Source organism: Pontixanthobacter aquaemixtae (assembly GCF_009827395.1).
Lineage (GTDB): Bacteria > Pseudomonadota > Alphaproteobacteria > Sphingomonadales > Sphingomonadaceae > Pontixanthobacter > Pontixanthobacter aquaemixtae.
Map to the genome: position 1 here is coordinate 75,717 of NZ_WTYX01000001.1, position 14,384 is coordinate 90,100.

A 14,384-nucleotide genomic window follows, 5' to 3' on the forward strand; every position below is an offset into this window, starting at 1 on the left:
ATTGTCAGTCACCCAGGCCCCCACGGTTCGGTTGCCGATTGTCTACTAGATTTCGTCCGGAAGACCAATGTTCAGCCAGCAGCAAAGAGAAAGCCACCGAAATGGGGTGCTCTACCCATATTTTGCGCATCCTTCTTGTGAGACAAAGTTCTCGAATTGGTCGGAACGAGAACCCAGTTTCTCGTGACAGGGAGGTTACTTTGAAATCCAGAATTCTCGTTGTCGCTGCACTCTTGCCACTTGTGTTTACAAGCACGGCAAGCGGGCAATCTGGCAATCAGCAGCGTTCGCTCGAAGATGCTCTCACGCGTCCGGTTGCTGGCGGCAGCCCGCTTCTCGGCGACAAACCGGTCACACCTGTTGGTGCGCCAGCCGAGGCATTCAAGGGATGCGCCCCTCCTAAAAACCTGGATGGCGGGACCATCAACAATGCCGAGCGCATCAGGGCACGGCAAGCAACGGTAACCGATCCCGTAACGGCCCGCCGCTTTGCTGCGGTTGAAATAGACCCGAACGAAGCGGTTACCGATGAAGGCTTGGCGAACGATTGCCGGCTCCGCCTCGACGGGGTCTGGATACAGGATGCCCCGGTCGTATTCGACCGAACAAGCACGCCAAAGTTGTTTTCGGGTCTTCCGAACCAGGGGTTCAAACCAGAGCTCACCCACGGCAACTACACCACGCCCTTGATCCTCCATGTGAAGGCTTCTGATGACGGGCAGACCTTGGCCGTTCGCTCGGCCATGCATGACGACGAGCCGAACATATTGCGCAGCACTGACGGCATATCATTGCTGCGGCTTTTCACGCCGGGCGGCCCGGTCAAAACTTACAACAGCGGTGGTGGTGCGCCGATGGTTTTCGAAGCGAGCACCGACCGCTTTGGAAGGATCAGGCTACGCTTTGTCTCGATCAATTTTCGCAGGCCGCAGCCGACAGTGACCGAGGCGCAAGATACCAGCGCTGCAGATGTATTCGCGGTTGGGTTCAACCTCGACAATCTGACAGCGAATAGACGCGGCTACGACATTGTGACGATGAACATGTTCAATCTGCTGGCAGATGAACGGGCAGAGGTGTTCGCGGCTGCTAATCCCCAAGATTACTACATTTCGGAGAAACGCACGGTTCCATTGGGACTGAAGCTCCATCCCGAAAACTATTCGGGCACGGTCGCGTCCAGCACGATGACTTCCAGCCAGCGGGAATACCAGCAGGTCGTTTCCACCTCAATCGGGGTAAACATTGGCTTCAAGACGCTGGGCGATGACGGGAAAGCCTTGGAAGATCTGGGGAGTGCCTCTGCAGGCGCCAACTACGCAACAGAAAGAACAACTGGCGCAAAATACGGGACCGCCCAGATGCGTGATATCGGTTTTGCCCGGCACAAGCTCTACTCCCTGACGCTCGATCGACCCTTCGCAACGCTATCGAAGGATTTTATCGCTGCCATCGATGATGCGATGCGGCTCGGGCGCTACGATGAACTGATCCGAAAATTCGGGACACACTACCCCTATGCTATAACCTACGGTTCTGCCGCACGGATGGAAACGGGGTTTGACAGTGAGACGATCAATGAATGGCAGGCAAACGGTGAGAATGTCAGCACCAAATCAGGTTTTTCGCTGGTTGGGTTCGGAGTAAGCAGCCAGTCCAACGTCTACACCGAGAACCGAAAGAGCATCGAAGAATTCAACCAGGCGAGTTTTAAGGACTTCTCTGCTGTTGGTGGAACGGGAAGTTTCGGTGAAGGCGGTCATCAAACGGGAACTCCGTCGCCAATCCTGGCAGACCTGCGTCCGCTATATGAACTGCTGAGCCCGCTCTACTTCCCGAACGAGCCCAGAATATACACCACAGCGCGCTCGGAATTGAAGGTGGCAACCGAAGCCTATTTGCGCGAGCACGCCAACAAGACGAGCACTGCGAGATACGAGCCGGAAATCCAGACCTGGCGCATCCATTCGCGCTGGCTGCGCTGCACTTTTGCAGGCGACGACATCATCTCGATAAACCCCATAGGCCGCAGCCCTATCCCGAAAGCCCAGCTGCGCGGATGGATCAAGCTTCAGTCGATCCAGCAACCAGCAGGTCATGAACAGACGAACGCGGTCTATCCATTCCATGCCATCAACGGTGTCACCCGTGAAATCGGCTGCATGAATGACAATCGTGTGCAGCACAACATACGCAAGATGCGGCCGCATAACGATTATCTGATCGTGCGCGGGACAGTGGCGGAAATCCGGAAATATGTGTTCCGCTATCGCGCCGAAATTGCCGAGGTCGACGGAGGGCTCAACCCTGACGACACCATCAATGCGAATTCTCCGAACCTGCTCATCCCTGCAAGGGCCGACAGCAAGGTGGGTGACTACTACACACGCGAATGGGATTTGCCCCACCCCAGCGGCAAGCATGCCCGTCTGCACGTGAACACCCGGATCGAGCGGGTCAAATGATCTGGCGTTGCCCGAGCATTACGCCATCGCAATATTCCAGGGAGCGAGCTGTGCCAAACACGATAAAGGCGATTATCGGATCGGCCATCTTGGCGGTCTTTCTCTCAGTTGCGTTCGACATTCCGGAAGCAAGGGCAGCCGGGAAGCCGATGAACCTCACCGCATATTGCAATGCCAAACACAACCCCAGCGGGCGCGGGCTGTCATGGCGCGCGAAATACTATCAGGGTGCCGCGCAGTGGTGGTGCGAACAGGCGACAGAAACTGGGCCGGTATCGCGTGGCGGCGGTCGCAAGCGGATTGATCCGGCACAAGCATGCCTTTTGATGCACGACACACTGAAGATCCACACCCATCGCGGACTGGACTATGCAGTCGAATCCAACATGCACTGCGGCGTGCATAGCGGCCTGATGCCATCTGAAGCGGATATGCAGCCCGCGTCGCTAACTCTCTGCAACAATACCAGCGCCCCGAAACTGTCGGTTGGCTATGCCTATTGGGACCGGCGCGGCCGTTATACTCCCAATTGGCGGTCAAAAGGACATTGGATCTTGGCACGCGGCGAATGTGAAACGTTCGCTCTGCCAACCAGCTACGATCATTACGGATATCGCGGCGAGCTGTATGTGTTTGGCGGTCATCGCGGTGCGCTCATCCCCGGTCGAGGCAAACAAATTTGCGTGTGGGGATTTGGGAACTACGAGCAGCCTTTAGCCGACGATAGCAGTGCTTGCACAAAGAATGGCTACAGGATGATGCCAACGACCCGCGTTGAAGCTTTTGCAGGAGAAGTTCGCCATGCTTTCTCCGACTGACCGGAGGCCGGTAAAAATGGCCTCGTTCGGCCTACTTCTCGCTTTTGCTACTACGGCATCGGCATCAGTGTCGCCTCCAGTACTAAACAGGATCGACGTTCCGATTGATGTGATTGAATCTATCCGCACCTACACGATTAAACCACACGATGGCCGTGAACCCAGCGACGAATATAAACGCGAAATGGAAAGTGTCGCGGTCGATTGGTTGACTGATCTGGGATCTGATCCCTGGCGAGTGACATTTCTCGGCTTGGAGTCGGAGTTCAGCGACAGTCCCTATGCGCCATTGCCTCAATACCTCCGAGTGTATGGCGGCGGATTTGAACTGACCGTTGGCTTCGACGACGAAATCAATTCGTACATGTCCGCAGATGAGATACAGAACCGGATAAGTTTCGTCGGCTCAAGCGGTTTTCCGATCCTGGAACTGAACAGCGAAGACTGGAGGTTCGAGGCGAGCGTGCCGAGTACGCATATCGAAAAGGGCATCCGCGTTACGAAGTTCGGCGATGGTTCAATGACCCTAACTATCGATACCGGGTTTTTTGCGGTGTATGGTACTGACCGCAGGGTGGTACCGGGCGTGCCGGAGTTCATCATGCCCGAATTCGCTTACTTTCAGCATCGTCAGGCGTTCACCGGCGAAATCACGCTCGAAATGTCGATTGATGCTTTCAAAAAAGCCGAGACGGCGCAGGAACATCCGACTTGGCGAGAGATTCAGCATGAGGCGTGGAGGCGGGCAAATGCGCCTTCGATTTTCGAGCTGATGTCAATTTATGCTGGTGATCATCTAGCCTCGGCGGAGGGCCAACCCGCAGTCACCTTTCGCGCGCACCGTACCAGAAATGTGGCAGAAGAGTTCAGTGGTGAGCATATGGTTTCTGCGACAATTACCGTTTTTGACTTGCCGAATGACTCAATCAAGGGGCAACGTTGGACAGGCCTTGTCCGGTTTAATGATGATCAATGGTATCTTGAGCGCCTTTACCTTTCGCAGAAGTGTCGGCGCGGGCCAGACGAAGATCGGTGGACTAGCTCACCATGCGAATGATCTGGCAAAGCCAGCCCGGAATGCACCTCCAAATTGGCTGCCTCGAAGATCACACCAAGGCAGTATTGGCGTGAAGGCAGCACGAAGACTTCTTGATCGCGTCAACCCTATAGCAGACAGTCTCCTCTCGACCCGTTGACGGGTTAAGTGGTGACTGCGCCATTCACCACCTTTTCAACGACATGTTCAGAACCGCGAGAGCAGCTAAGCCTGTTCGCGATCGAGCCATTTGGCGAACTGGACGAAGCCGGTGATCAGGAATGGTACCAGCACAAATGACAGCACCACTTTGGCGAGCATCTGTCCGATCAGAAGGTCTCTGATTTCAAACTCGCCATAGAATGCCAGTGTAATGAAGATCACCGAATCGATCGCCTGGCTCAGCGCAGAGGCGATTGCGCCGCGCACCATCAGGCTGATCGTTCCGCCTTCACCGTCTCCGCGCAGTTTGGAAAATATCCAGACATTGAGCAGGAGCGAAACGAGATAGGCCGCGGGGCCGGCCAGCCACACACGCCACAATTGCGCGTGGACTTTTTGAAATGCAGCGAGATCGTCAGGGCGGAACTGCACCATTTCCGGCGAAGCGGGCAGCGAGAGGACCAGCGTCATCAAAAGCGACGAAACGCCCAGTGGGATAAACCCCCACCAGACAATTCTGTTGGCCAGTTTCTGCCCGTAAAGCTGCGCAACCGTGCTCGAAATCACCACCAGGATCAGGAACGCGAATATGCCTGCTTCTACCGCCAGATTGCTCGGCCATAGTTGCACCTGCTTATAGGCGAGCACCCCCGCAACAACGGTCGAACCGCCATAGAGCAGCAGCATAAAGAGCAAAGCACGGGTGATTGGGGCGCTGCCATTTGGCGCGGATTGCGAGTCTGTCATGGGCAGTGACTATTGTCTCCGCGCGCAAAAGAAAAGCCGGTGACGACAAGGGCTGTGGGTAGCGGGTTTGACTGGCGAGCCGCAAAAGGCGAAGGCTTTCGCCGAAGAATCGGGCGAGGGGCCCTGATTGAGATTCGCGAAAGAAACTATGCATCCGATCCTGACCAGCCTGCTCGGCATCCTCGCTATACTTGCCATCGCGTTCCTGCTTTCGACCGGCAAGAAACGGATCAAATTGCGCGTTGTCGGTGCGGCCTTTGCCTTGCAAGCGCTGATGGCATTGTTGGTGCTGCGAACCCCGTGGGGCGTGCAGGCGATCCAGTTCCTGTCGAACGGGGTGATCGCGCTGCTCGACTATTCCAAAGTCGGGATCGAGGCGGTGTTCGGCAGTATGGATGCCAACCCCTTCACCAATACGTTCGTGATCGCGGCGCTGCCGGTGATCGTGTTTTTCGCGGCGATTGTTTCAATCCTCTATCACTGGGGAATTATGCAGCGGCTGGTCCGCTGGGTCGGCGGCGCGATTGGCTGGATCACCGGGATCAGCAAAGTCGAAGCGCTGGGTAGCGCAGCCAACATCTTTGTCGGCCAGTCGGAAAGCCCGCTGGTTGTCCGGCCCTATCTCGCTGCGTTGTCGCCAAGCCGGCTGTTCACGCTGATGACTGTCGGTATGGCGGGCGTCGCGGGGACGATCCTTGCGGCCTATGCCAGTTTTATCGGCTCTGAAGCGGTGCCATTCCTGCTTGCGGCGGCTTTCATGTCCGCGCCGGGAGGCATTCTGATGGCCAAGATCATCATGCCCGATGATGAAAGCGATCTGGCCAAAGATGCGGCGGAACTGGCCGGAACCGAACCCGACACGATTGAACTGCCCAATGCGCGGATCAGCGCCGAAGGGCCCGGCGCGCTGGTCGAAGGCGGAAAACCGCATGAGGTCGAAGTCGCCGAGACTTTCGAGGAGGGGCACCGCCCCGCCAATGTTATCGAGGCCGCTGCGCAAGGTACGCAAACCGGAGTGAAGCTGGCGGTTGCGGTTGGTGCGATGGTGATGGTGTTTGTCGCGCTGGTTGCACTGGCAAACGGCATACTCGGCGGTGTTGGCGGGTGGTTTGGCTATAGCGATATCAGCTTCCAGCAATTGATCGGCTATGTCTTTGCGCCGGTCATGTATCTGATCGGTATTGCCGATTGGGAACAAGCACGGATCGCGGGCGGATTGTTCGGCACCAAGATTGTGCTCAACGAATTCGTCGCCTTTATCGAACTGGGCGCAATGACTGCTGGTGAGCTGACCGAACGCAGCCGCGCGATCATTACCTTTGCCCTGTGCGGCTTTGCCAATTTCAGCTCGATTGCCATCCAGATGGCGGTGACCGGCGGGCTCGCGCCCAATCAGCGGCCGGTGATTGCCAAACTGGGGCTGCGTGCGCTGGCCGCCGGTTCGCTTGCCAATTTGATGAGCGCGGCACTGGCAGGATTGTTCCTGCCGCTGTAAGATAGCGCCATGACCGATATCGCATCCGTTTCGATTGCGCGCCCGCTGTCCGAAGTGGCGGAGGAGCTGCGTTCAAGTTTTGCAGAATTTGGCTTCGCGGTAATTCGCGACCACGGCATTCCCGCCGATCTGATCGCTCGGGCAGAGGAAATGTCCAAGAGCTTCTTCGCGCTGCCCGAGGATGTGAAGCGCCAGTATATTCTGAAAGATGGCGGCGGCGCGCGCGGCTACACGCCGTTCGGCACAGAAAAAGCCAAAGACGCCAAAGTCCACGATCTCAAGGAATTCTGGCATGTCGGGCGCGAACTGCCAGAGGGGCACGAACTGTCCGAATTCATGGCGCCCAATATCTGGCCTAAAGAAGTGGATGGTTTCCGCGAAACTTGCGAAGCGCTGTACACCGCTTTCGAAGAAGCAGGGGACCGGGTCCTTCGCGCGATTGCATTGGGTCTTGGCCTCGAAGAGGACTTTTTCGTTGCCACGGTAAAGGATGGCAATTCGGTAATGCGCTTGCTGCGCTATCCGCCGCTCGAAGGCGCAGAGGCAGAAGGCGCGATCCGCGCTGCGGCGCATGGTGATATCAACACAATCACTCTTCTGCTTGGCGCTGAAGAGGCGGGCCTTGAATTGCTCAAGGCTGATGGGGAATGGCTTGCAATCGATCCGCCGGAAGGTGCGCTGGTGGTCAATATTGGCGATATGCTGGACCGGCTGACCAATGGCCGGCTGGTTTCGACCACGCACCGGGTGGTCAATCCCAAAGGCGAAGCGGCCTATCGTGCGCGCTATTCGATGCCGTTCTTCCTGCACTTCCGGCCCGACTATGTGATTGAGACCTTGCCCTCATGCATAGACGACAACGCGCCGGAACCGATTTCGAGCCACGCGTTCCTTTTGCAGCGACTCAAAGAGATCGGCCTCACCTGATTCGGTCTGGAATGACCACCTGTTACAAACAGAGTCAGATTACCTGACGTGTGTTGCAATGCAGCAACATCTCAAAATCTATATATTTCAGTAATTTAGGTTGATCTAGTGGGCCTGTGCATAAGAATCTGTGCGTCCGTCATATTCCCGTCATAAAAAGTCTTTTGCCCGTCATGTATCGCTCGTACCGGGCGCACAGTGAATTTAGTTGCTGAATTTTTACTGCCAATTTTCGTCACGTTCAGATCGTCAAATAGGGACCATCTTTCATGAAACTCAAATATCTCTTGGCTGCCAGTGTTGTCAGCCTTTCCGCATCCGCAATGGTTGCTGCACCGGCTTCGGCGCAGCAGATTACGTCGGGCATCGAAGGCGAAGTCACCGACGCTGAAGGCGCTGCAATTTCCGGCGCAACCATCGTCATTACCGATACGCGTACCGGTCAAACCCGCACGCTGACCACCGGAGCGGACGGTTCGTTCCGCGTCAGCTCTCTGGTTCCCGGCGGTCCATACACAGTCACCGCCACCGCGGCCGGTTTTGAAGGCCAGTCGGTTGAAGGACAGTTCATTACGGTTTCGGGCAACACCGACTTTACCTTTGAACTGGCAGCTTCTTCGGGCGGCGAAGACAACTTCATCGTTGTTACCGGTGAGCGCGCCAATGTGCAGCAGCTCGCAGTTGGCCCGGGTTCGGCATTCAGCGCAGAAACGCTGGAAGCATTCCCAAGCCTCACACGTGACGTTCGTGACGTTATCCGCCTCGACCCACGCGTCAGTCTGGAGCGTGACAACGAAGTGGACCGGATTTCCTGCCTCGGCGGTAATGACCGTTCGAACACTTTCACCGTTGACGGAATCGTGCAAGCCGACGTGTTCGGCCTGAACGGCACTCCTTTCGCAGCGCGCAACTCGCTGCCTCTGCCATTTGATGTTATTCGCGAAACTTCGGTCGAATTTGCGCCATTCGACGTTGAATATTCGGACTTCACCGGCTGCTTGGTCAACGTTGTTACCAAGTCGGGTGAGAACAAGTTCCACGGCAGCGCATTCTATACCTTCTTCAACGACAGCTTGCTTGCCGACACCATCATTGATGGTGACGGAGTGGAACAACCGCTTTCGTCGGGCAGTGAAAAACGTTGGGGTGCCACGCTTGGCGGGCCGATCATTCCTGATCGTCTGTTCTTCTATGCTGGCTATGAAGAAACCGACCTTGGCGATGCCAATGATACCGGTCCTGCAGGTGGCGGCTTTGCCAATGAAGTCGACGCCATCACGCAAGCCGATTTTGACCGCTTCGCGCAAATCGCGAACAATGTTTACGGTCAGGACGTGGGCGGTTACCCGCGCACTCTGGCTGAAACCAGCGTCCGTTACTTCGGCCGTCTTGACGCCTACATCACCGATGATCACCGTCTTGAAGCGACTTACCAGAAGCTGAAAGAAAGCAATGTCGAGCCTGACTTTGGTGGCGACAATCTCGGCGGTCTGAATTCCTTCGAAGAAGAAGGCACACAGTCCGATTATTACTCGGTTCGCCTCTATTCGGATTGGAGCGACAAGATTTCGACCGAGCTCCGTTTGAGCCGGGCAGAAGTATCAGACGTGCAGGGCCCATTCGGCTTCGGTGAAGCACAATCCGAAAACCCCACCGTTCGCCTCGTGGTTGGTACTCGCCAGCCGGGTGACGACGGAATCCTGGGCAATGGCGACGATGATTTCGGCGTGCTTAACACCGGTCCTGGCATTTTCCGGTCGGCCAACGCTCTTGAAAGCACGGTCAATCAGGCAAAATTCCAGATGAACATCGATGCCGGTGACCACCAGGTCAAACTCGGTGCGGAAATCAACGATCTGCAAGTGTACAACCTGTTCGCCATCAACGCGACCGGTTCGCTGTACTTCTCGAACCTCGATGATTTCGAAAACGGTATCCTGTCTCAGGGCTTCGCGTTCTTCCCCGACAACCAGGAAATCGTCGAAGGCGATGCCTATGGTGCGGATATCAACGCAACCCCATCGGGCGACATCAACGAAGCAGCGGCCACTTTCGGTCGTCAGATCTACTCGTTCTATGCCCAGGATGACTGGCAGGCGAGCGATCAGCTTTCGATCACCGCTGGCCTGCGTGTTCAGCTCTATGCCGGCGATGCTCCGCGCGCGAACCCTAACTTCTTCGCCCGCTATGGCTTCACCAACTCGAACTCGTTCGGTTCGCTCGATCCGGTATTGCTGCCGCGCCTCTCGGCGACTTACGAGCTCGATAATGACGGCTTGTTCAGCAACACACGTATCACCGGCGGCGTCGGGATCTTCTCGGGCGGTGATCCGGTTGTGTATTTCTCGAACGCGTTTTCGAACAACGGTTTCTCGTCAGCTCTGGGTACCTCGGTATTCTGTGCGACTACGCCAACCAATGTTCTGGACGCATCGGGCAACTTCACCGGGTTCCCACAATGTGTGCGCGACTCCGGCTCTGCAACCGCATCGGCCGGTCTCGCTGACACCCAGTCGACTGACCCGAACTTCAAAGTTCCGACGGTTACCCGCGCGAATATCGGGATCAGCACTGATTTCGGAACCGATACCGGTTTCTTCAGCGATTGGCGCCTGAACCTCGATTACATCTACAGCCGTTTCAACAACACGCTGAACTTCGTGGATCTCTCGCAGACTCCTGACGTTCGGCGTGCGGATGGCGGATATACGGTGGACGGTCGTCCGATTTACCGGGCCATCGATCCGAGCAACGCAGGTTGTAACGCAGTTCTGCAGGGCACCGGCGGCACACCGCCGACATACACCGGCGTAACTGCTGCTTGCTTTGCTACCGGCCGTGATGACGAAATCCAGCTGACCAATGGTCCAAGCTACGACAGTCACATTGCCTCGATCCTGCTTTCGAAGCGCTTTGACGGCATCTTCACCGACGGGGGAAGCACCAACTTCCGCATCGGCTATGCCTTCACGGATTCGAACAACAACCGCAATGTCGGATCTTCGACCGCAACCTCGTCATTCGACGTATCGGCTGCTTTCGACCGGCAGAACCCGGCTGTTTCGACTTCGAACTTTGAAACACGCCACAACATCACTGCGGCTCTGAGCTTCAAGGAAGAGTTCTTCAGTGATTATGCAACGCGTCTCGGTATCTTCTTCCGTGCGCGTTCGGGCCGTCCATACAGCCTTACTTTCGATGGCGGTTCGGTGTTCAACGACAGCTCGTCTGGTACAGACAACGCACTGGTTTACGTACCATCGGGTCCTGCTGATCCGAACGTATCGCCACTGTCTGATCCGGCTGCGGTCCAATCGCTGATCAACTATGTTGCGGCGTCGGGCTGTGAATATGAACCAGGTCAAAGCATCAAGCGTAACACCTGCCGCAATCCTTGGTCTTACGATCTCGACTTGCGCTTCAGTCAGGAACTGCCTTTCATTGGCCGCCTGACCGGTATCGTCGATGACAAGATCGAGCTGTTTGCCGATTTCGATAACTTCCTGAACTTTATCGACAGCAGCGCGAACCGCGTTAAGTTCCAACCCGAATTCACCGATGTGGTTGATGGCGGAGTGGATACGCAAGGGCGTTACATCATCAGCGGCTTCAACCCCGATGATGACCAGTTCGTTGCTATCTCCAGCTCGGCTTGGAAACTTCAGGTTGGTGTTCGTTACGAATTCTAATTCGTATCGGCATTGCTGAAAAGAAGCGGCGGCTCTCTTCGGAGGGCCGCCGTTTTCTTTTGGCCCCAGCGTTATCAGGCCCCAGTGTTGTCAGGCCCGAGCGTTTTCAGGCGCCAATGCGATCAGGCCCCAACGCAATCAAGCTGCGTCGAGCAGCGCCTCGGCCGCTTGGATGCGCGCATCGAGGTTCCCCGCTGACCGCAATGCCAGTTCGAGCGATTTTGCGCGTTCACCCAAAGTGTCCTCGCCAAAACTGCCCGCAGTCCCGGCGAGTTTGTGCACAATGCGGGCTAGCTCTTCCGCAGACTGGCCTTCCAGCGCCCCTTCGCGCAAAGCGCGCCCAACCGCGTCAATCGCCTCTTCGCGCCGGCTAATCCAGCGTTCCTGCAGGCTGGGCGAGACGGGTGATCCGATGGTTTCGCTGGCGCAAGGAAGTACGGCGCGAGGGCCGATAGTCGGCAGCCAATGTTGCAGCATGCCGGCCAGCGCCTCCATCTGGAGCGGCTTGGCCAGATGCGCTTGCATTCCTGCGTTCAGGGCGGCCTGAATGTCGTCTTCAAACGCGTTTGCGGTCAGTGCGACAATCGGTAGCTCGTTGGCAGAGATGCCCAGACTGCGGATGGTCTCGGTTGCGGTATACCCATCGCATTCGGGCATTTGCACGTCCATCAGCACCAGATCGAATGGTGCACCCTTGGCTTTGGCTTCCATCACCGCGGCGACGGCCTGTTCGCCATTCTTGACCAGATCGACGGTCTGGCCGCAACGCTCCAGCATCGCCGAAACGAGGACCCGGTTGATGTCATTATCTTCGGCCACCAGGATCCGTGCGCCTGCTATCAGTTCATGATGAGCGGCTGGCGCACGGCTTTCTGCCTTGATCGGCTCTGACCCTTCGGGAATGACCAGCGGGATCCGCAATTCAAACAGAGAACCCTTGCCGGGTTCGCTGCTGGCGGACAATCTGCCGCCGAGAAGATCGGCCATATGGCGGCTGATCGTCAGGCCCAGCCCTGTTCCGCCAAATCTGCGCGAAGTGGCATTGTCTGCCTGCTCGAAGGGCTGGAAAATGGCTTCGAGCCGGGTTGGTTCGATCCCGACACCGCTATCCTGAATTGCGATGACCAAGTGGTGCTGATCCACATATGCCCGCAAGGTAACTGTGCCTTGCGCGGTGAATTTCACCGCATTGCCCAGCAGGTTCAGAATGATCTGCCGCAACCGCAAGCTGTCGCTGAGAATGAATTCCGGCAGATCATCACCCACCGCCTCCTCCAGCTTGATGCGCTTTTTCGCTGCATTTGCGGAATGGAGCCTGAGGCAACTGGCCACCAGATCGCGCAGATCGACCCGCTCTTCGGTGACAGCAATCTGCCCTGCTTCGATCTTCGACAAGTCGAGAATGTCATTGAGCAGCCGCATCATCGAATTGCCCGATTCCTGTACCAGTTGCGCATGTTTGCGCTGCTCTTCGGGCAAATCGGATTGCAGCAGCAACTCGACGAAGCCGAGGACTCCGTTCATCGGGGTACGGATTTCGTGGCTCATATTGGCGAGGAATTGCGATTTGGCGATCGCTGCATTCTCTGCGTGGCGCCTTGCGCGCACCAGATTCTTTTCAAGCCTGACACGCTCGCTGACATCGCGGCAGGAAACGATAATCGTTTCGGGTTCGCCGGACCGCTCGCAGCGCACAAGTACACAATCTGCTTCGATGAAAACGGGCCGTCCGTCGCTATCATCGAGCACGCGGCGGTAAGTGAATCGCTCTCTTTCCGTCTGTCCGGTGACCAGTCGGGATTTGACCGTGGCAATTTCATCCTTTGCATCCGGGTGGACATCGTCAGCTGCGCCCTTGCCGACAAAATGTTCGCGGGGTTGGCCCAGCACATCCACGACAGAGGCAGATGCATATGTGCATACCCCCGCCAGATCGTACCGCATGACGGCATCGGACATATTGTCCGCCAAAAGGCCAAGCTGCATGCCGCGATCTTCCATCTCGGTGATCAAATCTTTCTGCCGATTGAGCAACGCGGCCACCGGAAGTCCGACCAGGAATACTGAAGCCAGAAAGGATTGCAGAACAACAAATTGCACCGCTTCGGAATGATCGAATAACCGGATCGGGCCGCGATCCAGCCATGTGCATAGTGTTGCGATTGTCCCGATCTTTATGATCGAAAAGGCAGTGCCCAATGTACCCAGCCGGAAAGCGTGGCTGAGAACAACGGGCATGACCAGAAAGAGCAAGGGATACTCTGTCTGGATGAATATTGCGGCGACGATTGTTGTGCCGATGGCTGTGAGCAGAAGCCACTCGATGCATTCGCGCCGGGTCGGCGCGCGCGGTGAACGCGCGGCATCGATAAATGTCAGCAGCGTAGGGGCAATCAGTATCATCCCCAGCCCGTCCGTAAGGACCCATTTAAGCCAATCGGCCAAAATGTCTTGAGACGCGGATTGCAGTGCGGTCATTGCGATCGTGGCCGATGCCGCAGGCGCGCAGAAACCGGCGAAACAGACGAACAATATCAGGTCACTGACCTTGCGCATGTCCGGCCGCGGACCAACGAAACGCCGCGTGAGAAACAGCGCCAATCCGATTTCGACAAGATTGCTGGCCGCGAGGGTAGAAGCTGTCGCAAAGGTGTCGCCGGCAACGAGATTGGCGGCGACATTCCCCATCCAGAGCGCAGCGAACAGGAGGTGTTCGCGCGGCGCATCCCACCGTAGCAGTGCTGCCACGGCGATGGCGTTGGGGATCCAGACCATTGCAATCCGCCCGTCACCGCGCGTCAGATCAATCGCCAGATGGGCAATCGCGCCGAACATGCAGCCTGCCGCCAGATAGAGCGCGGCGATGCGCACAATCGCCATAAGCTGTGTAGCCTTTTCAGACCCACGGAATGCAGCAAGATACGGCTTTGTGATGCCCGACATTGGTTTCCCCTTGGTGGCAGTCTATAGCTATGCCTGCATCACGCTTGGCTAATTGCCGAATAGGGGATTCTACGGGGCAGGGCAGAACATGGCGGACATGGA

At 56.7% G+C, this 14,384-nt stretch carries 8 protein-coding genes; 6 read left to right on the top strand and 2 right to left on the bottom strand.

All coding sequences use genetic code 11. The annotated features are described in order from the left end of the window. Nucleotides 1-122 precede the first annotated feature (122 nt). From GRI41_RS00430 to GRI41_RS00440, 3 genes are read left to right on the top strand one after another with little or no spacing between them, the layout of a single operon-like run. Entirely contained in the window at nt 123-2,465 is a 2,343-nt protein-coding gene (locus GRI41_RS00430; protein WP_160602703.1) for an MAC/perforin domain-containing protein, read from the top strand. Then, nucleotides 2,462-3,283: a DUF1036 domain-containing protein gene (locus GRI41_RS00435; protein WP_160602704.1), complete on the top strand. Its 822-nt coding sequence runs from the start codon at nt 2,462-2,464 to the stop codon at nt 3,281-3,283. Before GRI41_RS00430 ends, GRI41_RS00435 begins: the two co-directional genes overlap by 4 nt. Next, on the top strand, nt 3,267-4,340 hold the full coding sequence (locus tag GRI41_RS00440; RefSeq protein ID WP_160602705.1) for a hypothetical protein: 1,074 nt from the start codon (nt 3,267-3,269) through the stop codon (nt 4,338-4,340). The genes GRI41_RS00435 and GRI41_RS00440 overlap by 17 nt, the downstream gene beginning before the upstream one ends. Before the next feature lie 204 nt (nt 4,341-4,544). Here the strand turns inward: GRI41_RS00440 and GRI41_RS00445 are convergent, their stop codons facing one another. After that, the gene (locus GRI41_RS00445; protein ID WP_160602706.1) at nt 4,545-5,228 is read right to left on the bottom strand and encodes a queuosine precursor transporter; all 684 of its coding nucleotides are present in this window, start codon (nt 5,226-5,228) and stop codon (nt 4,545-4,547) included. Nucleotides 5,229-5,376: 148 nt separating this feature from the next. On the opposite strand from GRI41_RS00445, the gene GRI41_RS00450 reads away from it, so the two are divergent. The 3 genes from GRI41_RS00450 (at nt 5,377) to GRI41_RS00460 (ending at nt 11,339) form a co-directional block, all read left to right on the top strand. Further along, nucleotides 5,377-6,723 carry a NupC/NupG family nucleoside CNT transporter gene (locus tag GRI41_RS00450; protein WP_160604548.1) on the top strand — a complete coding sequence of 449 codons (1,347 nt, stop codon included), beginning with the start codon at nt 5,377-5,379 and terminating at the stop codon, nt 6,721-6,723. Nucleotides 6,724-6,732: 9 nt separating this feature from the next. Continuing rightward, the gene (locus GRI41_RS00455; protein WP_160602707.1) at nt 6,733-7,650 is read left to right on the top strand and encodes an isopenicillin N synthase family dioxygenase; all 918 of its coding nucleotides are present in this window, start codon (nt 6,733-6,735) and stop codon (nt 7,648-7,650) included. Nucleotides 7,651-7,919: 269 nt separating this feature from the next. Beyond that, nucleotides 7,920-11,339 (top strand): TonB-dependent receptor, encoded by a 3,420-nt coding sequence (locus tag GRI41_RS00460; RefSeq protein WP_160602708.1) that lies wholly within the window; start codon nt 7,920-7,922, stop codon nt 11,337-11,339. 138 nt (nt 11,340-11,477) lie between these two features. On the opposite strand, the gene GRI41_RS00465 is transcribed toward GRI41_RS00460, so the two are convergent. Continuing rightward, on the bottom strand, nt 11,478-14,282 hold the full coding sequence (locus GRI41_RS00465; protein ID WP_160602709.1) for an MASE1 domain-containing protein: 2,805 nt from the start codon (nt 14,280-14,282) through the stop codon (nt 11,478-11,480). Nucleotides 14,283-14,384: the final 102 nt, after the last annotated feature.

Coding starts and splice junctions, on each gene's coding strand:
- GRI41_RS00435 (WP_160602704.1), top strand. CDS start 2,462: ATGATCTGGCGTTGCCCGAGCATTACGCCATCGCAATATTCCAGGGAG.
- GRI41_RS00440 (WP_160602705.1), top strand. CDS start 3,267: ATGCTTTCTCCGACTGACCGGAGGCCGGTAAAAATGGCCTCGTTCGGC.
- GRI41_RS00445 (WP_160602706.1), bottom strand. CDS start 5,228: ATGACAGACTCGCAATCCGCGCCAAATGGCAGCGCCCCAATCACCCGT.
- GRI41_RS00450 (WP_160604548.1), top strand. CDS start 5,377: ATGCATCCGATCCTGACCAGCCTGCTCGGCATCCTCGCTATACTTGCC.
- GRI41_RS00455 (WP_160602707.1), top strand. CDS start 6,733: ATGACCGATATCGCATCCGTTTCGATTGCGCGCCCGCTGTCCGAAGTG.
- GRI41_RS00460 (WP_160602708.1), top strand. CDS start 7,920: ATGAAACTCAAATATCTCTTGGCTGCCAGTGTTGTCAGCCTTTCCGCA.
- GRI41_RS00465 (WP_160602709.1), bottom strand. CDS start 14,282: ATGTCGGGCATCACAAAGCCGTATCTTGCTGCATTCCGTGGGTCTGAA.